This window comes from Pseudomonas sp. JAI115, assembly GCF_014200835.1.
Taxonomy (GTDB): domain Bacteria; phylum Pseudomonadota; class Gammaproteobacteria; order Pseudomonadales; family Pseudomonadaceae; genus Aquipseudomonas; species Aquipseudomonas putida_A.
In genome coordinates this window covers 74,484-94,556 of sequence record NZ_JACHCY010000017.1, presented here as the reverse complement: position 1 = coordinate 94,556, position 20,073 = coordinate 74,484, and the positions used below count along the sequence as shown (strand labels likewise).

Here is a 20,073-nt window from a genome sequence, read left to right as displayed (position 1 = left end):
CAGCCAACAGAAGATGTTGAATGATCGACCGCATTCGCGAGCAGGCTCGCTCCCACATTGGATCTATGGCGTATGAGGCTTACGCGGCAGGCTGGTCGAGCTCCAGGCCCACACCCAGGCGACGCCCCATGCACGGCCAGCGCTTCCACGCGGCACCGGTATCCGGGCTGCTCAGCTTGTCGCGGTAGGCTTCTACCGATTCCCGCGAAAAACTCTCGTCGTCGAGCATCTCGTCGATAGTGTGATGCACCACTTCGTCCAGTTGATTGGCAAATTCCTCACCGAGCAATTGGTGAGCAATCAGGTTGGCGACCGTCATGTCCAAGGGGATCAGTGGCTGGCCGAGGTGTTTGATGTACAGGTCGTTGACCTCTTCGACAAAGCGGTGCGCCAGATAGGCTTCATCCAGCAGGCTGTCCAGGCCGACCGGCGGCTGGAGGAAGTACTGCTCGGCGATTTTCAGCACCGGCTTGATCTGCGACTCGATTCCCGCTTCCCTGGCAACTTCATTGGCTGCGTCCAGCATGTCTGGTACTTCGTCGATATAGGCGGTGACGAATTTCGTTAACGCTTCTTCGCGGTTAGCGTCCGGCAACTGAATGGCCGAATGCAGATGAGGCAACTTGGCTTCCAGCTGACGCTTGAGCCGTCCGGTTTCGTTTTCGGTTTGTCGGGCTTTTTGGATCTGCTCGCGCAATGCGGCGGTGTTCATGAAAACTCCAGGGAACAAGGCAATGAAATAGGGAAGACATAACTTAGCTGGCTTACGAAAAATGCTAAGACGCATTTGTCATAATTATTTCATCCTTGATGCAGCAGCGTTATATCGGTTCGCCACCACTCGTCTGCATCCTTCTCCATTCGTACCCTTGAGCGCAAGCCCCGGCTGTTTCAGATCATTTACGCGTCGACATTGCAATTCCCGATGGCTGTCTATACTCGCCATTGAATGGAGTTAGCTGATGACGCCCGACTGCCCACGCAGCAAGGCCCGGCGATTCAAGTTCGTAGTCTGATGCAGCCGCTCCCTTGCCGAAGGCGTTGCGCCTACGGGATAACAAGAACGATAAGGGGAACCCGCAATGATGCGACATCCACACGTCTGGATGGGCCTCCTGTTGTGGTCGATTTTCAGCCCGGCTCAAGCGGCCTGGACTGTGAATATGGCGCCTGGAGCGATTGAAACCAGTCACGCAGTATTCGACCTGCACATGACCATTTTCTGGATCTGTGTGGTGATCGGGATCATCGTCTTCGGCGCCATGTTCTGGTCGATGATCGTGCATCGCCGCTCGACCGGGCAGGTCGCCGCAAAATTCCACGAAAGTACCACCGTCGAAATTCTCTGGACGGTCGTGCCGCTGCTGATCCTGGTGGCGATGGCGGTTCCGGCGACCGCCACCCTGATCCGCATGTACGACACCAGTGAGCCGGATATCGATATCCAGATCACCGGCTACCAGTGGAAGTGGCACTACAAATACCTCGGCCAGGACGTCGAGTTCTTCAGCAACCTGGCCACCCCCGCCGAACAGATCCACAACAAGGAAGCCAAGGGCGAGCACTACCTGCTCGAAGTCGACAAGCCGCTGGTGCTGCCGGTTGGCGCCAAGGTGCGCTTCCTCGTGACTTCCGCCGACGTCATTCACTCATGGTGGGTGCCGGCCTTCGCGGTCAAGCGCGATGCGATCCCGGGTTTCGTCAACGAAGCCTGGACGCGCATCGACAAGCCCGGCCTCTACCGTGGCCAGTGCGCCGAACTGTGCGGCAAGGACCACGGCTTCATGCCGATCGTGGTCGACGTCAAGGAGAAGGCCGACTACGACAAGTGGCTTGCCGACCGCAAAGCCGAAGCCGCGCAGCTCAAGGAGCTGACCAGCAAGGAATGGACGCTGGACGAGCTTAAAGAGCGCGGCGACAAGATCTATCACACCACCTGCGTGGCCTGTCACCAGGCTGAAGGTCAGGGCCTGCCGCCGATGTTCCCGGCGCTCAAGGGCTCACCGATTGCCACCGGGCCAAAAGCCGACCACCTGCACCGCGTGTACTTCGGCAAACCCGGCACCGCCATGGCGGCGTTCGGCAAACAGTTGTCGGAAGTCGATATCGCAGCGGTGGTGACCTACGAACGTAACGCCTGGGGCAACAACAAGGGCGACATGGTCACGCCAAAAGAAGTGCTTGAGCTCAAACAGGCGGAAAGCAAATGAGCCGGTCTATCGCGTACTTCGTGAATCGGTCGGGGCAATGCGCCCCGGCCCGCCCCGTCCACTCACGTAAAGGAGACCGGCCATGAGCGCTGTAATCGATGACCACGGTCATGCCGACCACGCCCACGGCCCCGCCAAAGGCCTGATGCGTTGGGTGCTGACCACCAACCACAAGGACATCGGTACGCTGTACCTGTGGTTTGCGTTCTGCATGTTCCTGCTCGGCGGCACGTTCGCCATGGTGATTCGCGCCGAGCTATTCCAGCCCGGGCTGCAGATCGTCGAGCCGGCGTTCTTCAACCAGATGACCACCATGCACGGCCTGGTGATGGTCTTCGGCGCGGTGATGCCGGCGTTCGTCGGCCTCGCCAACTGGATGATCCCGTTGATGATCGGCGCGCCAGACATGGCCCTGCCACGGATGAACAACTTCAGCTTCTGGCTGCTGCCGGCGGCGTTCCTGCTGCTGGTCTCGACCCTGTTTACCGCCGGTGGCGGGCCGAACTTCGGCTGGACGTTCTATGCGCCGCTGTCCACCACCTACGCGCCGGAAAGCGTCACCTACTTCATCTTCGCCATCCACCTGATGGGGATCAGTTCGATCATGGGTGCGATCAACGTGATCGCCACCATCCTCAACCTGCGCGCCCCCGGCATGACCCTGATGAAAATGCCGCTGTTCGTCTGGACCTGGCTGATCACCGCGTTCCTGCTGATCGCGGTGATGCCGGTGCTGGCCGGGTGCGTGACGATGATGCTGATGGACATCCACTTCGGCACCAGTTTCTTCAGTGCCGCCGGTGGCGGTGACCCGGTGCTGTTCCAGCACGTGTTCTGGTTCTTCGGCCACCCCGAGGTGTACATCATGATCCTGCCGGCCTTCGGCGCCGTCAGCCAGATCATCCCGACCTTCTCGCGCAAGCCGCTGTTCGGCTACACCTCGATGGTCTACGCCACGGCGAGCATCGCGTTCCTGTCGTTCATCGTCTGGGCGCACCACATGTTCGTGGTCGGCATCCCGCTGGTGGGCGAGCTGTTCTTCATGTACGCGACCATGCTCATCGCCGTGCCCACCGGGGTGAAGGTGTTCAACTGGGCCAGCACCATGTGGCAGGGGTCGCTGACCTTCGAGACGCCGATGCTGTTTGCCGTGGCGTTCGTGATCCTGTTCTCGATCGGCGGTTTTTCCGGGCTGATGCTGGCCATTGCCCCGGCGGACTTCCAGTACCAGGACACCTACTTCGTGGTCGCGCACTTCCACTACGTGCTGGTGCCGGGGGCGATCTTCGGGATCTTCGCTTCGGCCTATTACTGGCTGCCGAAGTGGACCGGGCACATGTACGACGAAACCCTCGGCAAGCTGCACTTCTGGCTATCGTTCGTCGGCATGAACCTGACCTTCTTCCCGATGCACTTTGTGGGGCTGGCGGGAATGCCGCGGCGGATTCCGGACTACAACCTGCAGTTCGCCGACTTCAACATGGTTTCCTCGATCGGCGCGTTCATGTTCGGCGCTACGCAGATCTTCTTCCTGTTCATCGTGATCAAGACCATTCGCGGTGGCGCGCCAGCCCCGGCGAAACCGTGGGATGGCGCCGAAGGCCTGGAGTGGAGCGTGCCGTCGCCGGCGCCGTATCACACCTTTACCACGCCGCCGGAAGTGAAATGAAACGCCTGGCCTTTGTGGGAGGGGGCTTGCTCCCGAATGCGTCAGATCATTCAACTCATGGGTTGAATGATGAATGGCATTCGCGAGCAAGCCCGCTCCCACAGGGGATCTCGGTGGAGGCTGACAATCATGGCTGACTCGATCTCGCTGAAAAAACTGGTCATCCGGCTGCTGGGAGTCGTGGTCGCAATGTTTGTCTTCGGCTTTGCCCTGGTGCCGATCTACGACGTGATGTGCAAGGCCTTCGGCATCAATGGCAAAACCGCCGGGCAGTACGAGGGCGAGCAAATGGTGGACAGCTCGCGCCAGGTGCGCGTGCAGTTTCTGTCGACCAACAACATCGACATGCCGTGGGAATTCTACCCCAAGCACGACGAACTGACCGCCAACCCCGGCGCGGTCAACGAGATGATTTTCATCGCGCGCAATCCCACCGACAAACCGATGAGTGCGCAAGCCGTGCCGAGCATCGCGCCGAGCAATGCGGCGGCGTATTTCCACAAGACCGAATGCTTTTGCTTTACCCAGCAGGTGCTGCAGCCGGGTCAGCAGATCGAGATGCCGGTGCGTTTCATCGTTGACCGCGACATGCCCAAGGACGTGAAGCACCTGACGCTGTCCTACACGCTGTTCGATATCACCGCCCGACATCCTCCGGTGGCTGCAAACACTGGCGGTTAAGCGTGCCCGATAAGGAGAACAATAAATGGCAACTCATGAGCACTATTACGTCCCGGCCCAGAGCAAATGGCCGATCATCGCCACCTTCGGCATGGCGATCACCGTGTACGGTCTGGCGACCTGGTTCAACGATCTGAAGGCCGCGCGCCCTGAATCCCACGGGCCACTGATCTTTTTCGTCGGCGGACTGTTGCTGGCGTACATGCTGTTCGGCTGGTTCGGGGCGGTGATCAAGGAAAGCCGCGCAGGACTTTACAGCGCACAACTGGATCGCTCGTTCCGCTGGGGCATGAGCTGGTTCATCTTTTCCGAGGTAATGTTCTTCGTCGCCTTCTTCGGTGCGCTGTTTTACGTGCGCCACGTCTCGGGGCCCGCTCTCGGCGGTGAAGGCCCGAAAGGCATCGCCCACATGCTGTGGCCGAACTTCCAGTTCACCTGGCCGCTGCTGCACACGCCGGACCCGAAACTGTTCCCGCCGCCCAAGGAAGTCATCAGCCCGTGGGGCCTGCCGCTGATCAACACGATCCTGCTGGTCAGCTCCAGCGTGACCATCACCATCGCCCACCATGCGCTGAAGAAGGGCCATCGCGGCGCACTGAAAATCTGGCTGGCGATCACCGTTCTATTGGGCTGCGGCTTCCTCGCCTTGCAGGCCGAGGAATACATGCACGCCTACCACGAACTGGGCCTGACCCTGGGTTCGGGCATCTACGGCGCGACGTTCTTCATGCTCACCGGTTTCCACGGCGCCCACGTGACCATCGGCACGATCATTCTGTTCGTGATGCTGATGCGCATCATGAAGGGCCATTTCGATGCCGAGCATCAGTTCGGCTTCGAGGCCGCGAGCTGGTACTGGCACTTCGTTGATGTGGTGTGGATCGGCCTGTTCATCTTCGTTTACGTGCTCTGAGCACTGATTACCAAGGCGCGTGCGACACCAGTTGGCCGCTGTAGAAGCCCCAGGCGATCAAGCCGACGGTGGCAGCGGCCAGTGCCACCCGAACACTCAAGGCGATCACCAGGCGATTGGAGCTGCTGTCGTCCTTGACCAGGAAAAACAGGCCGCTGAACAGGCTGATCACCGTGGCAATCAGCAGCAGGACGATGGCTGCTTTGAGCATGGGAAGACTCCGGGGGACAGGCGATGCAGTTGAGTATAGCGATCGCGACGACTGACTTTGTGGCGCGGCCATGAAGCGCTTCCGGCCGGGCGTGATACCGACCGTGGTGGTGGCGTTGTTGCTGCCGCTGCTGGTGTCGCTGGGTTTCTGGCAGCTCGGTCGGGGCGCGGAGAAAACCGCCCTGCTCGCCACTTACGCCGAGCGCCGCGCGGCTGATCCGATGGCCAGCAGCGAATTGCTGCACAGCGCCGACCCGGCCTTTCGCCGTGTGCATCTGTACGGCCAGTTCGATGGCGCCCACAGCCTGCTGCTGGACAACCGCCAGCGCAACGGCAAGGTCGGTATCGAGCTGCTGCAACCGTTTCAGGATCGGGCCAGCGGCCAGTGGCTGCTGGTCAATCGCGGCTGGTTGCCATGGCCGGATCGCCGGGTGACGCCGCAATTCGCAACCCCCACCGACGCGGTCAACCTGGATGCCTGGGTCTACGTCGCCCCCGGCGCGACCTTCCAGTTGCACGCCGACCCGGCCAGCAGCAGCTGGCCGCAAACGATCACCGCCGTCGAGCCGGCGAAGCTGTGGAAAACCCTCGAACGCGACGGCTTCGCCTACGAACTTCGTGCCGAACCCGGCCCCGCCAGCTATGAGGCCGACTGGCCGGTCGTCGCCATGGGCCCGGAAAAACACCTTGGATACGCCGTGCAGTGGTTCGCCATGGCCACCGCCCTGCTCGGCCTCTACCTCTACCTTGGATTGCACAACGCAAAGGAGAAACACCATGGGAACGGCCATGAATCCACCCAGCATGTCTGAGGCGAAAACCCCGGCCACCCGCCGCCGCGGGCGGATTCAGCTGCTGCTGATTGTGCTCGGCGTGGTCGGCCCGATGGTGCTGGCGACCGGCATGTACAAACTGCAGTTCTGGGTACCGGAAGGTCGCAGCTACCACGGCGAACTGATCGGCAACGGCCAGACACGCGCCGACCTCGGCGTGCAAGCCGATGAACAGCGCTGGCAGATGCTGGTGACCGCGCCGAAGGATTGCGCGGTGGACTGCCAGCAACTGGTGTACCTCGCCCGGCAGATCCAGATCGGCCTCGGTCGCGACGCCGGGCGCGCCAGCCACGCCCTCGCCGCCGCGCAACCGTTGAGCGCCGACTACGAAGCCAAGCTGAGCCGCGAATATCCGCAGCTGCAACGCTACCCGCTGGACAGCGCAGCGTTGAGCAAGGCCACCGGCGACAAGGCCACACCGCAACTGTGGATCATCGACCCCCACGGCAACCTGGTGCTGCGCTACGAGCCGAGCGTGAAGGGCAAGGATCTGCTCAACGACCTGCGCCACCTGCTGAAACTGTCGAACATCGGATAAGGGCATCGTCATGGCCAAACCTGGATTTCGCCTCGCGTTGTTTGCCACCCTGCTGGCACTGATCGTCGTGCTGCTCGGCGCCTACACCCGCCTGACCCACGCAGGCTTGGGCTGTCCGGACTGGCCGGGCTGTTACGGTTTTATCAGCGTGCCGAAAAGCGAAGCCCAACTGGCGCATGCCGAGCTGCATTACCCCGACTCGCCGGTGGTGGCGCACAAGGGCTGGAACGAGATGATCCACCGCTACTTCGCCGGCACTCTCGGCCTGCTGATTTCGATTCTGGCCGGGCGCGCCTGGGTCAATCGTCGTCATCCTGGGCAGCCGCTGAAGCTGCCACTGTTTCTGCTGGCGGTGGTGTTCGCCCAAGCGGCGTTCGGCATGTGGACGGTGACGCTCAAGCTCTGGCCGCAAGTGGTCACCGGACATCTGCTCGGCGGTTTTGCGACCTTGAGTCTGTTGTTTTTGCTGACGTTGCGATTGTCCGGGGTGCTGCCGGCACTGACCGTGCCCAAGCGCTTGCAGTATTGGGCAACGGCGGGGCTGTTGCTGGTGATCGGCCAGATCGCACTGGGTGGTTGGGTCAGTTCCAACTACGCGGCGGTGGCCTGCATCGACTTCCCGACCTGCCACGGTCAATGGCTGCCACCGGCGGACTTTGCCAACGGCTTTCACCTGACCCAGCACATCGGCCCCAATTATCTCGGCGGCCAACTCGACAGCGATGCACGCACGGCGATTCACCTGACCCACCGCATCGGCGCGCTGTTGGTGACGATCGTCCTGCTCGGTCTGGCCTGGCAACTCAGGGCTGTCGGCATGACGCGTTTGGCCGGGCTAGTCGTCATTGCCCTCGGCGCACAGATTACCCTCGGCATCAGCAACGTGTTGTTCCATCTGCCGCTGCCGGTGGCCGTGGCGCATAACGCCGGCGGCGCGGCGCTACTGCTGAGCATGGTGCTGGTCAATTATCACGCGCGCACCAGTCTGGTTCGGGTCAAACAGCCGATGTTGGCGCGCTGGCGTCTGAGCCCGCGTAAACATTCGGCTGCGCCCATCACGATAAAAGGAGAAACGCCATGGCGCTTCTGATCGGCGAACGTCCCGCGCAAGCGCTGTGGCGTGACTATCTGGAGCTGACCAAGCCGAAAGTGGTGGTGCTGATGCTGATCACCTCGCTGGTCGGCATGTTCCTCGCGACCCGCGCCGGGGTGCCGTGGACGGTACTGGTGTTCGGCAATCTGGGGATTGCGTTGTGTGCCGGCGGCGCGGCGGCGGTCAATCATGTGGTGGATCGGCGTATCGACGCGGTGATGGCGCGCACCCACAAACGGCCATTGGCCGAGGGCCGGGTTTCGCCGGCAGCGGCGCTGACCTTTGCGCTGGTGCTGGCGCTGCTCGGGCAGGCGATGCTGCTGACGTTCACCAATGCGCTGACCGCGTGGCTGACCCTCGCTTCGTTACTCGGCTACGCGGTGATCTACACCGGCTTCCTCAAACGCGCGACGCCACAGAACATCGTCATCGGCGGTCTTGCCGGCGCCGCCCCTCCGCTGCTCGGCTGGACCGCCGCTACCGGCCATGTCAGCGCTGAACCGTTGCTGCTGGTGCTGATCATCTTCGCCTGGACCCCGCCGCACTTCTGGGCGCTGGCGATCCATCGCAAGGAGGAATACGCCAAGGCCGACATCCCGATGCTGCCGGTAACCCACGGCGAGCACTACACCAAGGTGCATATTCTGCTGTACACCTTCGCGCTGCTCGCGGTGAGCCTGCTGCCGTACGTGATCCACATGAGCGGCGTGCTCTACCTCATCTGCGCCCTCGCGCTGGGCGCAAGGTTTCTGCAATGGGCCGTGGTGCTGTACCGTGGCACTCGGCCGCACGCGGCGATCAACACCTTCAAGTACTCTATTTATTACTTGTTCCTGTTGTTCATCGCCCTGCTCGTAGACCACTACTTACTGTTGAACCTATGACTCGAACCCAGAAAACCGTCTTCATTCTCGTCGCCGTGATCGCGCTGATCCTGGGACTGACCGTCAACAAAGTCCTGAGTGGCAAAGGCCAGGGCGACCCCACCGCGCTGATCGACGCCGGCATCATCCTGCTGCCGCAGAGCCGCACCCTGCCGGGCGTGACCATGACCAATCAGGACGGCCAACCGGTCGCAATCGACGAGTTGAAAGGCAAGTGGAGCCTGCTGTTCTTCGGCTACACCTTCTGCCCGGACATCTGCCCGACCACCCTCGCCCAACTGCGCCAGATCAAGAGCGAATTGCCCAAAGACGCGGTGGATAAGTTGCAGATCGTGCTGGTCAGCGTCGACCCGAACCGCGATAATCCGCAGCAGTTGAAGCAGTACCTGGGCTACTTCGATCCACAGTTCGTGGGCCTGACGCCGAAGTCGATCGAAGAACTGCAGAAGGTCGCGAATGCGGTGAGTATTCCGTTCATTCCGGCCGATACCAGCAAACCGAATTACACGGTGGATCACAGTGGCAACCTGGCGGTGATCGGCCCGGACGGGACGCAGCGTGGGTTCATCCGGGCGCCGCTGAACAACGCCAAACTGGTTGCGCAGCTCCCGGTAATGCTTAACCGCAAGTAGCAACAACACTGAACCATTGTGGGAGCGGGCTTGCTCGCGAATGCAATGGGTCAGATAAAGAAATGTTGGCTGACACAACGCATTCGCGAGCAAGCCCGCTCCCACAGGGACGGTGTTCCGGGCACAAAAAAGGGGGCGCTCATGGCGCCCCCTTTTCGTTGCAGCAATCTAAATCAGAACGCCGGCAATACCGCGCCTTTGTACTTCTCGGTAATGAATTTCTTCACTTCCGGGCTGTGCAGCGCAGCCGCCAGTTTCTGCATCGCGGCGCTGTCCTTGTTGTCCGCACGGGACACCAGGATGTTAACGTATGGCGAGTCGTTGCCTTCGATCACCAGCGCATCCTTGGACGGGTCGAGTTTGGCTTCCAGCGCGTAGTTGGTGTTGATCAGCGCCAGATCGACCTGGGTCAGCACGCGCGGGATGGTCGCGGCTTCCAGTTCACGGATTTTCAGGTCTTTCGGGTTCTGCGCGATGTCTTTCGGGGTCGACAGAATGTTGGTCGGATCCTTCAGGGTGATCAGGCCAGCCTTGGCCAGCAGCAACAGCGCACGGCCGCCGTTGGTGGCGTCGTTCGGGATCACCACGTTGGCGCCGCTTGGCAGATCCTTCAGATCCTTGATCTTGTTCGAGTAGGCGCCCAGCGGCTCCAGATGCACGCCGGTCACCGCCACCAGGCTGGTGCCCTTGGCCTTGTTGAACTCATCAAGGTATGGCTGGTGCTGGAAGAAGTTGGCGTCCAGGCGCTTTTCAGCCACCTGCACGTTCGGCTGAATGTAGTCGGTGAAGACCTTGACCTTCAGATCCACGCCTTCTTTGGCCAGGGCCGGCTTCACGAATTCGAGGATTTCCGCGTGCGGCACCGGGGTAGCGGCAACGGTCAGGGTTTCAGCGTGGGCCGAAAAAGCGGCTACGGCAGCGAAAGCAGCGATCAGTTTTTTCATTCAGCTAACTCCTTATGAGGCGCCCGTCTGGCGCCTGCCAGCGAATGGCCGGCTCATCTCTTGATTACAAAAACCGGTTATTTGCGCGAGAAATGCACGACCAGTCGATCGCCCACCATTTGCAGCACTTGTACCAGTATCAGCAGCAACACCACGGTGACGATCATCACGTCAGTCTGGAAACGCTGGTAGCCGAAACGGATCGCCAGGTCACCCAGACCACCGGCGCCGACCACACCGGCCATTGCCGTGTAGGACACCAGAGTAATCGCGGTCACCGTAATCGCTGCGAAGATGCCCGGACGGGCCTCCGGCAGCAAGGCGTTCATGATGATCTGCCGGGTGGTCGCGCCCATCGACTGGGTGGCTTCGATGATGCCGCGATCGACTTCACGCAGCGCGGTTTCCACCAGACGCGCGAAGAACGGCGTCGCACCCACCACCAACGGCGGAATCGCACCGGCCACGCCCAGCGAGGTGCCGGTGATCAGCACGGTGAACGGAATCATCACGATCAGCAGAATGATGAACGGCAACGAACGCAGGATGTTCACCGCCAACGACATGAAGGCGTAGAGGCCACGGTTTTCCAGCAACTGACGCGGGCTGCAGAGGAACAGCAGCACACCCAGCGGCAGGCCGAGCAATACGGTGAACAGCAGCGAACCACCGAGCATCAACATGGTGTCGCCAGTGGCCAGCCAGATTTCCAGCCAATCGATGTTTTCGAAGAAAGCCTTGAGCATTTCCATTAACGCAGCACCTCCATATGAACGTCAGCGGCGGTGAAGCGGGCGAAGGCCGCTTCCATGTCGCCACCGGTGACGGCGAGGGTCAACTGCCCGTAAGGAATGTCTTTGATGCGGTCGATGCGGCCGGCGAGGATGCTGTAGTCGACCCCGGTTTCCCGGGCCACGGTACCGAGCAACGGCGCGTAGGTCGCTTCGCCCTGGAAGGTCAGACGCACGATGCGACCCGGTACGTGAGCGAAGTCATCGCGCTGTTCGCTTTCGTCGATCTGCTCGCTTTCCTGAACGAAACGCTTGGTGGTCGGGTGCTGCGGATGCAGGAACACATCGGCCACCGAACCTTGCTCGACGATCACCCCGGCATCCATCACTGCCACCTGATCGCAAACGCGACGGATCACGTCCATCTCGTGGGTGATCAGGACGATGGTCAGCTTCAGTTCACGATTGATCTCGGCCAGCAGTTGCAGAACCGACGCGGTGGTCTGCGGGTCGAGGGCGCTGGTGGCCTCGTCGCACAGCAGAATTTTCGGCTTGGTCGCCAGGGCGCGGGCGATGCCGACGCGCTGTTTCTGGCCGCCGGACAATTGTGCCGGGTACTTTTTGGCGTGATCGGACAGACCGACCCGGGCCAGCAACTCGGCGACGCGTTGATTGATTTCACTGCTCGACAGTTCGCCGGCCAGGGTCAGCGGCAGCGCAACGTTGTCGGCCACGGTCTTGGAGGCGAGCAGGTTGAAGTGCTGGAAGATCATCCCGACCTGCTGGCGGAAACGACGCAGGCCGTTGGCGTCCAGCGCGGTGACTTCTTCGCCGTCGACGATGATCTTGCCGCCGCTGGAATCTTCCAGGCGATTGATCAGACGCAGCAGGGTACTTTTTCCCGCACCGGAATGGCCGATCAGGCCGAAGACCTGACCGTTTTCAATCGAAAGACTGGTCGGGTGCAGGGCGGGGATGTCCTTACCGGCGACGCGGTAAGTTTTGTGGACGTTTTGAAACTCGATCACGTAGCGAACCTTGTGGGGCGCGTTAGAAAAGGATCAGCGGTTAGCCGGGCGCGCATTTTAGCCTGTCCGTATAGAGGTTCTTAGCATTTATTTCGCAATTAACCTTCGATTTGGCAATAACAAGATCAAAGGTCATAAAAAAGGAACGCCCGTTCTCGCTCATTGGTCACTAGTTAAGCGACTTGAAACCCTGGGTAACCGTGCCCGGAAACGCTCAAGAGTCCCCGTTGAAACGGGGTCAACCGAGGAGTTTACGTCTGATGAGCAGCAAGAAACCTACGACCGACAAAAGCCAGCTGGCCGGAACCGATACCAAGGATCGCGCCAACACCAACGCCAAACTCGACAGCCTGGAGAAATTTCGCTCCGACGCTACCGGCCAGGCCCTGCGTACCAACCAAGGGGTGAAGGTCGCCGATAACCAGAACACCCTCAAGGCCGGCCCGCGCGGGCCGTCGTTGCTGGAAGACTTCATCATGCGTGAGAAAATCACGCACTTTGACCACGAACGCATTCCGGAGCGCATTGTTCACGCGCGCGGCACTGGCGCGCATGGTTTCTTCCAGGCCTATGAGAACCATTCGACGCTGACCAAGGCCGGCTTCCTGCAGGATCCGGGGAAAAAGACTCCGGTGTTCGTACGTTTTTCCACGGTGCAGGGGCCGCGCGGTTCCGGTGACACCGTGCGCGACGTGCGCGGTTTCGCGGTGAAGTTCTTCACCGACGAGGGCAACTTCGATCTGGTCGGCAACAACATGCCAGTGTTCTTCATCCAGGACGCGATCAAGTTCCCCGACTTTGTCCACGCGGTGAAACCCGAGCCGCACAATGAGATCCCAACCGGCGGCTCGGCCCACGACACGTTCTGGGACTTCGTCTCGCTGGTGCCGGAATCGGCGCACATGGTGATCTGGGCGATGTCCGACCGGGCAATCCCGAAAAGCCTGCGCAGCATGCAGGGCTTTGGCGTGCACACCTTCCGCCTGGTCAACGCCGAGGGCAAATCGCGCTTCGTCAAATTCCACTGGCGCCCGACTGCCGGCACCTGTTCGCTGGTGTGGGACGAAGCGCAGAAGCTCGCCGGTAAAGACACCGACTACCACCGTCGCGATCTCTGGGAAGCCATCGAGATGGGCGACTACCCGGAATGGGAGCTGGGTGTGCAGATCATCGAGGAGGAAAACGAACACGACTTCGATTTCGACATCCTCGACCCGACCAAGCTGATCCCCGAAGAAATCGTGCCGATCACCCCGCTGGGCAAGATGACCCTGAACCGCAACCCGGACAACTTCTTTGCCGAGACCGAGCAGGTCGCATTCTGCCCCGGCCACATCGTGCCCGGCATCGACTTCTCCAATGACCCGCTGCTGCAAGGCCGGCTGTTTTCCTACACCGACACGCAAATCAGCCGACTCGGTGGGCCGAACTTTCATGAGCTGCCGATCAACCGCCCGGTGGCGCCATTCCACAACGGCCAGCGCGACGCGCAGCACCGCACAGTGATCGACAAGGGTCGCGCGTCCTACGAGCCGAACTCGATTGATGGCGGCTGGCCGAAAGAGACTCCGCCAGCCGCGCAGGACGGCGGCTTCGAGAGCTACCCGGAACGCATCGATGCGAACAAGATCCGCCAGCGCAGCGAGTCGTTCAGCGATCACTTCTCGCAGGCGCGGCTGTTCTTCAACAGCATGAGTGAGCACGAGAAGGAGCACATCATCGCCGCCTACAGCTTCGAGCTGGGCAAGGTCGAACGCGAGTTTATCCGTGCACGGCAGGTGAATGAGATTCTCGCCAACATCGACCTGGAATTGGCCAAGCGCGTGGCGGCCAACCTCGGGTTGCCGGCGCCGAGCAAAGGCACGGTCGAGGTGCGCAAGACTTCGTTCGATCATTCACCAGCGCTGAGTCAGGCGAATCTGCTGCCAGAGGACATCAAAACCCGCAAAGTGGCGATTCTTGCCGCTAACGGCGTCGATGGCGCAGCGATTGATGCGATGAAAAAGGCCTTGGAAGCAGAAGGTGCGCACGCCAAGCTGCTCGGCCCGACTTCGGCACCGGTGAAGACTGCCGACGGCAAAGCCCTGCCGGTGGACGCATCCATGGAAGGTATGCCTTCAGTGATCTTCGATGCGGTGTTCGTGCCGGGTGGTGCGGCGTCGATCAAGGCGTTGAGTGGCGACGGCGTGGCGCTGCATTACCTGCTGGAAGCCTACAAGCACCTCAAGGCGATTGCACTGCACGGCGAGGCCAAGCAGTTGCAGGATCTGCTGAAGCTGGAAGCGGATGCAGGACTGCTGCAGGGCAAGGATGTGCCGGGGTTGACCAAGCCGTTCTTCGCGGCGATCGGGCAGCATCGGGTCTGGGCGCGGGAGCCTAAGGCTAAGGCCATTCCAGCTTAAGTTCTTGGCTGGCTGAGAGGACGCTTTCGCGAGCAGGCTCGCTCCCACAGGGTTCACGCTGTACCTGTGGGAGCGAGCCTGCTCGCGAAGCTTTTAGGGTTTGGCTGGAATCAGAACCATCTGCGCCGGCACCGTGCGCAGGATCTGTTTCTCGATCTGCAGCTCGAAATCCGGATTCAGTTTCTTCACACGCTTTTTCAGCAACGTCGCCAGCCAAGGGTAGTCCTGGGTACGCGGCGCCTGGATGCTCACGGCACACTCGTAATTCACCACATCGGCGGCGATCGCGTCGAGTTGCCGGCGAAGTTTGCGGCTATCGTTGATGTTCAGCGCCACCGTGGTGCTTTCGGCAGTCGGATCGATGACCTTGGCTTTCGGTTTGGCTTCGGCCGCCAGCAGCGCCGCTTCGGCTTTCTCCAGCTCGGCTTTGCGCGCTTCGGTGATGGCACCATTGACGCCACCGGTCAGCGCCGGGGCTTTCGGCATCAGGGCACGGGCACGGCTCAGCGCAGTGGCTGCGGCGTTCACATCACCCTTTTGCAATACGATCTGGCTGCGGCGCAGGTAGGCCTCAGCCAACTGGCGCTGGTATTGCTCCAGGGACTGATCGTTGGGGGTTTGTGCCTGCAAGGCGGCCAGTTGGTCTTCGGCGGTGGCCAGTTCGCTGCTGGCCAGGCTTTGCTCCAGCTGTGCGATGGCCGTGGCCCGCGCGTCGGGGGCTTCGGCCACCGGCGGCGTGCTTTGGCAGGCGCCCAGCAGCACGGAAAATGCGACAAGGAGCAGATAACGGGAGGCGAACGGCTTCATTCCTGCGACTCTCTAATTGCGCAAAAAGCGAGCAAGTCTACACCCCTCGACGGGGCAGAACAAAACTCAGCAGAAACAGTGCGGCCGCCGTCACAACGATCGACGGCCCCGCCGGGGTGTCTTTGAACCATGACAACGCCAGCCCGCCACATACGGCGAGCATGCCCAGCAGGCTCGCGCCCACGGCCATCTGCTCCGGCGAGCGGGCGTGACGTTGTGCCGCAGCCGCCGGAATGATCAGCAGCGAAGTAATCAGCAACACACCGACGATTTTCATCGCCACCGCGATCACCACCGCAATCAACAGCATCAGCGCCATGCGCAGGCCCGCCACCGGCAGGCCTTCGACCTTGGCCAATTCCTCATGCACGGTGATCGCCAGCAGCGGCCGCCACAGCGTCACCAGCAACACCAGCACCGCCGCGCTGCCGCCGAGGATCCACGCCAGATCGGTCGGGCTGATCGCCAGCAGGTCGCCGAACAGATAGGCCATCAGGTCGATCCGCACTTCATGCATGAAGCTTAGTACCACCAGCCCGAGAGAGAGCGTGCTCGGTGCGAGAATTCCCAAAAGCGTGTCGGAGGCCAGCGGCTGACGCTGTTGCAAGGTCACCAGCAGCACCGCCAGCAACAGGCAGCCGACGGTCACCGCGACCGTTGGGCTGACATCCAGCAGAAAGCCCAGGGCCACGCCGAGCAGCGCAGCGTGTGACAGGGTGTCGCCGAAGTAGGCCATGCGCCGCCAGACCACGAACGAACCCAACGGCCCGGCCACCAGCGCCAGCGCCAGACCTGCAAGCAGGGCATACAACAGAAAATCAGCCATGCTTGCAGTGGTCTCCGTGAACGTGGGTGTGGCCCGCACCGGGCGCCTTGACCACCGAACCGTGCAGGTCGTGGGCGTGGTCGTGATGGTGGTGATAGATCGCCAGGCTCGGCGCATTCTTGCCGAACAGCTCGACAAACGCCGGATCGCCGCTGACCTGCTCGGGATGCCCGGAGCAGCAGACGTGGCGATTCAGGCACACCACCTGATCGGTGGTGCTCATCACCAGATGCAAATCGTGGGACACCATCAGCACGCCGCAACCGTGACGGTCGCGCAGGCGGGTAATCAGGCTGTATAGCTCGGCCTGCCCGGCGACGTCGACGCCCTGCACCGGCTCATCCAGCACCAGCAGCTCAGGCTCGCGCAAAAGCGCCCGAGCCAGCAGCACGCGCTGCATTTCACCGCCGGAAACACTTTGCACCGGGCTGTCGATGACATGTTCGGCGCCGACTTCCTTGAGCGCTGCCAGCGCACGCGGACGGTCTACGCCGGGCACCAGGCGCAGGAAGCGCAGTACCGACAGCGGCAGGGTCGGATCGACGTGCAGCTTTTGCGGCATGTAGCCGACGCGCAGTTTCGGCTTGCGCCAGACGCTGCCGCTGTCCGGTTTCAGCAGCCCTAGCACGGCCCGCACCAGAGTGGTCTTGCCGGCGCCGTTGGGGCCGATCAGGGTGACGATCTGTCCCGGTTCGACGCTCAGCTCGATGTTGTCCAGCACGGTCTGCCCGGCAAAAGTGACGGCGACCTGCTCAAGACGGATCAACGGGTTGCTCATCAAGCCCCCTGGCAACCGGAGCACAGGCCGACCACTTCGACGGTCTGCGCTTCGACGATGAACCCGACATCCCTGGCGCTGTGGATGATCGCGTCGCTGATGGCTTTCTGTTCCAGCTCGATCGCGGCGTGGCACTCGCGGCAGATCAGGAACTGGCCCTGATGCGCATGCTCGGGATGCACACAACCGACGAAGGCGTTGAGCGAGGAGATGCGGTGCACCAAGCCGTTTTCCAGAAGGAAATCCAGCGCGCGGTACACGGTCGGCGGCGCGGCGCGGCGGCCGTCCTGCTCGCTCAGTACCGCCAGAATGTCGTAGGCGCCCAGTGGCTTGTGGCTCTGCCACACCAGTTCCAGCACCCGCCGGCGCAACGCAGTCAGGCGCAGGCCTTTCTGGGCGCACAAGGTATCGGCCTCGGTCAGTGCGCTGTGCACGCAATGAGAGTGGTCGTGGGGACGGCTGGCAATCGGTGTAATAGGCATGGGCGGCGACGCGTTTTGATAGAGACGTTATTATGTTACCCGTTCTCGCCTCCTTGAGTGGTCATCGTGTCCCGACTTTTTTCTGTTTTTGTGGCGTTTATCGCCAGTTTTCTGCTGATCGGTTCGGCTCAGGCCGAGGTCAGGGTTCTCACCAGCATCAAACCGCTGCAGTTGATTGCCGCCGCGGTGCAGGACGGCGTGGCCATCCCGGAAGTGCTGCTGCCGCCGGGCGCGTCGCCGCACAACTACGCGTTGCGCCCGTCCGACGTGCGCAAGGTGCAATCGGTGGACCTGCTGTACTGGATCGGCCCGGACATGGAAGGTTTCCTGCCGCGCGTGCTCAACGGTCGTACGCTGCCAAGCGTTGCCGTGCAGGATCTGCCCGGCATGAAACTGCGCCGCTTTGCCGAAGACAGCCATTCCCACGCCGAAGACGCCGACGAGCATGATCACGATCACCGCCCGGGCACGCTCGATGCGCATTTGTGGCTATCGCCGGTCAACGCGCGGGTTATTGCCGCCAAAATGGCGACTGATTTGAGCGCTGCCGACCCAGCCAACGCCGAACGCTATCAGAGCAATGCAAAAGCCTTCGACGAACGCCTCGATGCGCTGGATGCACGACTGAAAAACCGTCTGGCCGGCATTGAAGGCAAACCCTACTTCGTGTTCCACGAAGCCTTCGATTACTTCGAAGACGCTTACGGCCTGAAACACACTGGCGTGTTCAGCGTTGCCGCCGAAGTGCAGCCGGGTGCGCAGCATGTGGCTGCGATGCGCAAGCGTCTGCAGGAAGTGGGCAAGACCTGTGTGTTCAGCGAACCGCCGCTGCGTCCACGTCTGGCGGAAACCCTGGTGGCGGGCCTGCCGGTGAAACTGGCGGAGCTGGATGCGTTGGGCGGCTATACACCGGCGACAGCTCAGGGGTATGAGCAGGTGCTGGAGAAGCTGGGCAACGATTTGGCCGGGTGCCTGGAATCTCTGTAATCCCCAGCATAGGTGTTGCCCCCATTCGCGAGCCTGCTCGCGAAGCTTTTAAAGGGCGAAAGGCAGCGGTGTATGCACCTGCTGCCGCTGCGCCAAGCGCTGCTCGAACTCCCGCGGATCGTGAATCAGCACGTCCTGCCCGGCAAACTGCTCGGCGGCGATCAACCGCGACAGCCAGAACCGCACACACGCCACACGCAGCAGGGTCGGCCATAGCTCCGCTTCAGCGGCAGTGAACGGACGCAGCGCCGCATAGGCGCCGAGGAATGCGCGGGCACGCGGCCCGTCAATCAAGCCTTCCTCGTCCGAACACCAGTCGTTCAAGGCAATCGCCACGTCATAGAGCATCGGTCCCGAGCAGGCGTTGTAGAAGTCGATCAAGCCGGTCAGGTGCGTGCCTTCGAACATCGCATTGTCGCGGAACAGATCGGCGTGAATGTTGGCTCGTGGCAGCGCGAGAATTCTTTCTTTCTGCACAGTGATTTCATCCAGCGCCTTGCGCAGCAGCGCACGCGGCTCGTCCGCCAGATGCGAAAGAAACTCCGTGCCCTCCTCCAGCATCCAGTCCAGGCCGCGATCAGTCTTGCGCTTGATCATGCGCTCGCCCTGGGTCGCCAGGTGCAGATGCGCCTGCAACTCACCGACCTGCGCGCAATGCTGAGCGTTGGCGACTTTGATGTGCTTGCCGGACAACCGCGGCTGGAGCAAGGCCGGTTTACCCTTCAGTTCACGCAGGGCCACGCCGTCAGTGGTACGCAGCGCGTAGGGCACCGGCAGATCGGCCTCGTGCAGCACGTCGAGCAGGTCGATGAAGAACGGCATTTCCTGCACCGGGCCGCGCTCGACCAGGGTCAGGACGAATTCGCCCTGCTCCAGGCTGATAAAGAAATTGGTGTTTTCGCTGCCGGCGGCGATCCCCTGGAAATCAAGCAGACGGCCGAGCCCGTAAGGGGCGAGAAAGGTTTCCAGCTCGGGCCGAGCCAGGGGGGTGAACACAGACATGGTTAAAAACTGCTCAGTTCGGGCGCCGCGATCAAGCGGCGCCGATTAAAAAGTCAGGAATCTTACTTCCAGGTAAAGATTTCCCACGACGGAATCAGCATATCCGGCTGGTCGGAACGGATGTAGTTCACGTCCGAACCATCGGCGCGCACCAGAAAATACGGTTTGCCGCCCTTCGGCGTGACCTTGATCGCATACACAAAGCCACTGCGGCTGTATTCCTGAATGACCTTGTCGCCTTCGGTGTGCGTGTTAATGGTAACTTCCGGCTCCTTTGACGGCGCATCATCCGCCGCCATCGCGGCCAATGGTGAGGCCGCAATCAAACCGACCAGCAGCAAGCGATTTAACGTACGCATGATAACCTTGTCCCTTTGTCGTCAACGGTCCCGCTATTCTAGCGCCGGGCCCGCCGAAAAGGTT

The 20,073-nt window shown here is 61.4% G+C and carries 22 protein-coding genes; 11 read left to right on the top strand and 11 right to left on the bottom strand.

What is annotated here, in order from left to right; translation table 11 throughout:
* Positions 1-79: 79 nt before the first annotated feature.
* Entirely contained in the window at positions 80-712 is a 633-nt protein-coding gene (locus HDC30_RS25580; protein ID WP_115988518.1) for a hypothetical protein, read from the bottom strand.
* Positions 713-1,082: 370 nt separating this feature from the next.
* On the opposite strand from HDC30_RS25580, the gene coxB reads away from it, so the two are divergent.
* The 4 genes from coxB to HDC30_RS25560 all read left to right on the top strand — a co-directional run bounded on the left by coxB (position 1,083) and on the right by HDC30_RS25560 (position 5,473).
* On the top strand, positions 1,083-2,210 hold the full coding sequence (gene coxB, locus HDC30_RS25575; RefSeq protein WP_183785668.1) for a cytochrome c oxidase subunit II: 1,128 nt from the start codon (positions 1,083-1,085) through the stop codon (positions 2,208-2,210).
* Between the two features lie 82 nt (positions 2,211-2,292).
* Complete coding sequence (ctaD, locus tag HDC30_RS25570) at positions 2,293-3,879, top strand: cytochrome c oxidase subunit I (protein ID WP_041074772.1); 1,587 nt, start codon at positions 2,293-2,295, stop codon at positions 3,877-3,879.
* A 129-nt stretch (positions 3,880-4,008) separates the two neighbouring features.
* Complete coding sequence (locus tag HDC30_RS25565) at positions 4,009-4,560, top strand: cytochrome c oxidase assembly protein (RefSeq protein WP_027610222.1); 552 nt, start codon at positions 4,009-4,011, stop codon at positions 4,558-4,560.
* A 25-nt stretch (positions 4,561-4,585) separates the two neighbouring features.
* Positions 4,586-5,473 (top strand): cytochrome c oxidase subunit 3, encoded by an 888-nt coding sequence (locus HDC30_RS25560; RefSeq protein ID WP_115988519.1) that lies wholly within the window; start codon positions 4,586-4,588, stop codon positions 5,471-5,473.
* Between the two features lie 7 nt (positions 5,474-5,480).
* Here the strand turns inward: HDC30_RS25560 and HDC30_RS25555 are convergent, their stop codons facing one another.
* Complete coding sequence (locus tag HDC30_RS25555; protein WP_003220344.1) at positions 5,481-5,684, bottom strand: twin transmembrane helix small protein; 204 nt, start codon at positions 5,682-5,684, stop codon at positions 5,481-5,483.
* 70 nt (positions 5,685-5,754) lie between these two features.
* Between HDC30_RS25555 and HDC30_RS25550 the strand changes: the two genes are divergently transcribed.
* From HDC30_RS25550 to HDC30_RS25530, 5 genes are read left to right on the top strand one after another with little or no spacing between them, the layout of a single operon-like run.
* Positions 5,755-6,495: an SURF1 family protein gene (locus tag HDC30_RS25550; RefSeq protein WP_027610224.1), complete on the top strand. Its 741-nt coding sequence runs from the start codon at positions 5,755-5,757 to the stop codon at positions 6,493-6,495.
* Entirely contained in the window at positions 6,461-7,054 is a 594-nt protein-coding gene (locus HDC30_RS25545) for a hypothetical protein (protein ID WP_027610225.1), read from the top strand. The genes HDC30_RS25550 and HDC30_RS25545 overlap by 35 nt, the downstream gene beginning before the upstream one ends.
* A gap of 10 nt (positions 7,055-7,064) precedes the next feature.
* Positions 7,065-8,144, top strand: coding sequence for a heme A synthase (locus tag HDC30_RS25540; protein WP_183785666.1), 1,080 nt, complete (start codon positions 7,065-7,067; stop codon positions 8,142-8,144).
* Positions 8,132-9,031 (top strand): heme o synthase, encoded by a 900-nt coding sequence (cyoE, locus tag HDC30_RS25535; protein ID WP_003220336.1) that lies wholly within the window; start codon positions 8,132-8,134, stop codon positions 9,029-9,031. The genes HDC30_RS25540 and cyoE overlap by 13 nt, the downstream gene beginning before the upstream one ends.
* Positions 9,028-9,663, top strand: a complete 636-nt coding sequence (locus tag HDC30_RS25530; protein WP_007962772.1) for an SCO family protein — start codon at positions 9,028-9,030, stop codon at positions 9,661-9,663. The genes cyoE and HDC30_RS25530 overlap by 4 nt, the downstream gene beginning before the upstream one ends.
* A gap of 173 nt (positions 9,664-9,836) precedes the next feature.
* On the opposite strand, the gene HDC30_RS25525 is transcribed toward HDC30_RS25530, so the two are convergent.
* The 3 genes from HDC30_RS25525 to HDC30_RS25515 form a co-directional block, all read right to left on the bottom strand.
* The gene (locus tag HDC30_RS25525; RefSeq protein ID WP_027610228.1) at positions 9,837-10,607 is read right to left on the bottom strand and encodes a MetQ/NlpA family ABC transporter substrate-binding protein; all 771 of its coding nucleotides are present in this window, start codon (positions 10,605-10,607) and stop codon (positions 9,837-9,839) included.
* A gap of 77 nt (positions 10,608-10,684) precedes the next feature.
* Positions 10,685-11,359: a methionine ABC transporter permease gene (locus HDC30_RS25520; RefSeq protein WP_027610229.1), complete on the bottom strand. Its 675-nt coding sequence runs from the start codon at positions 11,357-11,359 to the stop codon at positions 10,685-10,687.
* Positions 11,359-12,366, bottom strand: a complete 1,008-nt coding sequence (locus HDC30_RS25515) for a methionine ABC transporter ATP-binding protein (protein WP_027610230.1) — start codon at positions 12,364-12,366, stop codon at positions 11,359-11,361. The genes HDC30_RS25520 and HDC30_RS25515 overlap by 1 nt, the downstream gene beginning before the upstream one ends.
* A gap of 260 nt (positions 12,367-12,626) precedes the next feature.
* Between HDC30_RS25515 and katE the strand changes: the two genes are divergently transcribed.
* Positions 12,627-14,768: a catalase HPII gene (gene katE, locus HDC30_RS25510; protein ID WP_098966480.1), complete on the top strand. Its 2,142-nt coding sequence runs from the start codon at positions 12,627-12,629 to the stop codon at positions 14,766-14,768.
* Positions 14,769-14,861: 93 nt separating this feature from the next.
* Here katE and HDC30_RS25505 read toward each other — a convergent pair whose 3' ends face one another.
* From HDC30_RS25505 to HDC30_RS25490, 4 genes are read right to left on the bottom strand one after another with little or no spacing between them, the layout of a single operon-like run.
* Positions 14,862-15,575, bottom strand: coding sequence for a PA5502 family lipoprotein (locus HDC30_RS25505; protein ID WP_183785664.1), 714 nt, complete (start codon positions 15,573-15,575; stop codon positions 14,862-14,864).
* 37 nt (positions 15,576-15,612) lie between these two features.
* Complete coding sequence (znuB, locus tag HDC30_RS25500) at positions 15,613-16,401, bottom strand: zinc ABC transporter permease subunit ZnuB (protein WP_008081222.1); 789 nt, start codon at positions 16,399-16,401, stop codon at positions 15,613-15,615.
* On the bottom strand, positions 16,394-17,179 hold the full coding sequence (gene znuC / locus HDC30_RS25495; protein ID WP_027610233.1) for a zinc ABC transporter ATP-binding protein ZnuC: 786 nt from the start codon (positions 17,177-17,179) through the stop codon (positions 16,394-16,396). The genes znuB and znuC overlap by 8 nt, the downstream gene beginning before the upstream one ends.
* Positions 17,179-17,661, bottom strand: coding sequence for a Fur family transcriptional regulator (locus tag HDC30_RS25490; protein ID WP_097090199.1), 483 nt, complete (start codon positions 17,659-17,661; stop codon positions 17,179-17,181). Before HDC30_RS25490 ends, znuC begins: the two co-directional genes overlap by 1 nt.
* Before the next feature lie 66 nt (positions 17,662-17,727).
* On the opposite strand from HDC30_RS25490, the gene HDC30_RS25485 reads away from it, so the two are divergent.
* Positions 17,728-18,648 carry a zinc ABC transporter substrate-binding protein ZnuA gene (locus HDC30_RS25485; RefSeq protein ID WP_027610235.1) on the top strand — a complete coding sequence of 307 codons (921 nt, stop codon included), beginning with the start codon at positions 17,728-17,730 and terminating at the stop codon, positions 18,646-18,648.
* Positions 18,649-18,696: 48 nt separating this feature from the next.
* Here the strand turns inward: HDC30_RS25485 and HDC30_RS25480 are convergent, their stop codons facing one another.
* Positions 18,697-19,650: a homoserine kinase gene (locus tag HDC30_RS25480; protein ID WP_150369917.1), complete on the bottom strand. Its 954-nt coding sequence runs from the start codon at positions 19,648-19,650 to the stop codon at positions 18,697-18,699.
* A gap of 62 nt (positions 19,651-19,712) precedes the next feature.
* Positions 19,713-20,009, bottom strand: a complete 297-nt coding sequence (locus HDC30_RS25475; RefSeq protein ID WP_007962757.1) for a DUF2782 domain-containing protein — start codon at positions 20,007-20,009, stop codon at positions 19,713-19,715.
* Positions 20,010-20,073: the final 64 nt, after the last annotated feature.

What these genes read in the sequence shown, in the direction of transcription:
- HDC30_RS25580 (WP_115988518.1), bottom strand. Translation starts at nt 712, where the DNA reads ATGAACACCGCCGCATTGCGCGAGCAGATCCAAAAAGCCCGACAAACC.
- coxB (WP_183785668.1), top strand. Translation starts at nt 1,083, where the DNA reads ATGATGCGACATCCACACGTCTGGATGGGCCTCCTGTTGTGGTCGATT.
- ctaD (WP_041074772.1), top strand. Translation starts at nt 2,293, where the DNA reads ATGAGCGCTGTAATCGATGACCACGGTCATGCCGACCACGCCCACGGC.
- HDC30_RS25565 (WP_027610222.1), top strand. Translation starts at nt 4,009, where the DNA reads ATGGCTGACTCGATCTCGCTGAAAAAACTGGTCATCCGGCTGCTGGGA.
- HDC30_RS25560 (WP_115988519.1), top strand. Translation starts at nt 4,586, where the DNA reads ATGGCAACTCATGAGCACTATTACGTCCCGGCCCAGAGCAAATGGCCG.
- HDC30_RS25555 (WP_003220344.1), bottom strand. Translation starts at nt 5,684, where the DNA reads ATGCTCAAAGCAGCCATCGTCCTGCTGCTGATTGCCACGGTGATCAGC.
- HDC30_RS25550 (WP_027610224.1), top strand. Translation starts at nt 5,755, where the DNA reads ATGAAGCGCTTCCGGCCGGGCGTGATACCGACCGTGGTGGTGGCGTTG.
- HDC30_RS25545 (WP_027610225.1), top strand. Translation starts at nt 6,461, where the DNA reads ATGGGAACGGCCATGAATCCACCCAGCATGTCTGAGGCGAAAACCCCG.
- HDC30_RS25540 (WP_183785666.1), top strand. Translation starts at nt 7,065, where the DNA reads ATGGCCAAACCTGGATTTCGCCTCGCGTTGTTTGCCACCCTGCTGGCA.
- cyoE (WP_003220336.1), top strand. Translation starts at nt 8,132, where the DNA reads ATGGCGCTTCTGATCGGCGAACGTCCCGCGCAAGCGCTGTGGCGTGAC.
- HDC30_RS25530 (WP_007962772.1), top strand. Translation starts at nt 9,028, where the DNA reads ATGACTCGAACCCAGAAAACCGTCTTCATTCTCGTCGCCGTGATCGCG.
- HDC30_RS25525 (WP_027610228.1), bottom strand. Translation starts at nt 10,607, where the DNA reads ATGAAAAAACTGATCGCTGCTTTCGCTGCCGTAGCCGCTTTTTCGGCC.
- HDC30_RS25520 (WP_027610229.1), bottom strand. Translation starts at nt 11,359, where the DNA reads ATGGAAATGCTCAAGGCTTTCTTCGAAAACATCGATTGGCTGGAAATC.
- katE (WP_098966480.1), top strand. Translation starts at nt 12,627, where the DNA reads ATGAGCAGCAAGAAACCTACGACCGACAAAAGCCAGCTGGCCGGAACC.
- HDC30_RS25505 (WP_183785664.1), bottom strand. Translation starts at nt 15,575, where the DNA reads ATGAAGCCGTTCGCCTCCCGTTATCTGCTCCTTGTCGCATTTTCCGTG.
- znuB (WP_008081222.1), bottom strand. Translation starts at nt 16,401, where the DNA reads ATGGCTGATTTTCTGTTGTATGCCCTGCTTGCAGGTCTGGCGCTGGCG.
- znuC (WP_027610233.1), bottom strand. Translation starts at nt 17,179, where the DNA reads ATGAGCAACCCGTTGATCCGTCTTGAGCAGGTCGCCGTCACTTTTGCC.
- HDC30_RS25490 (WP_097090199.1), bottom strand. Translation starts at nt 17,661, where the DNA reads ATGCCTATTACACCGATTGCCAGCCGTCCCCACGACCACTCTCATTGC.
- HDC30_RS25480 (WP_150369917.1), bottom strand. Translation starts at nt 19,650, where the DNA reads ATGTCTGTGTTCACCCCCCTGGCTCGGCCCGAGCTGGAAACCTTTCTC.
- HDC30_RS25475 (WP_007962757.1), bottom strand. Translation starts at nt 20,009, where the DNA reads ATGCGTACGTTAAATCGCTTGCTGCTGGTCGGTTTGATTGCGGCCTCA.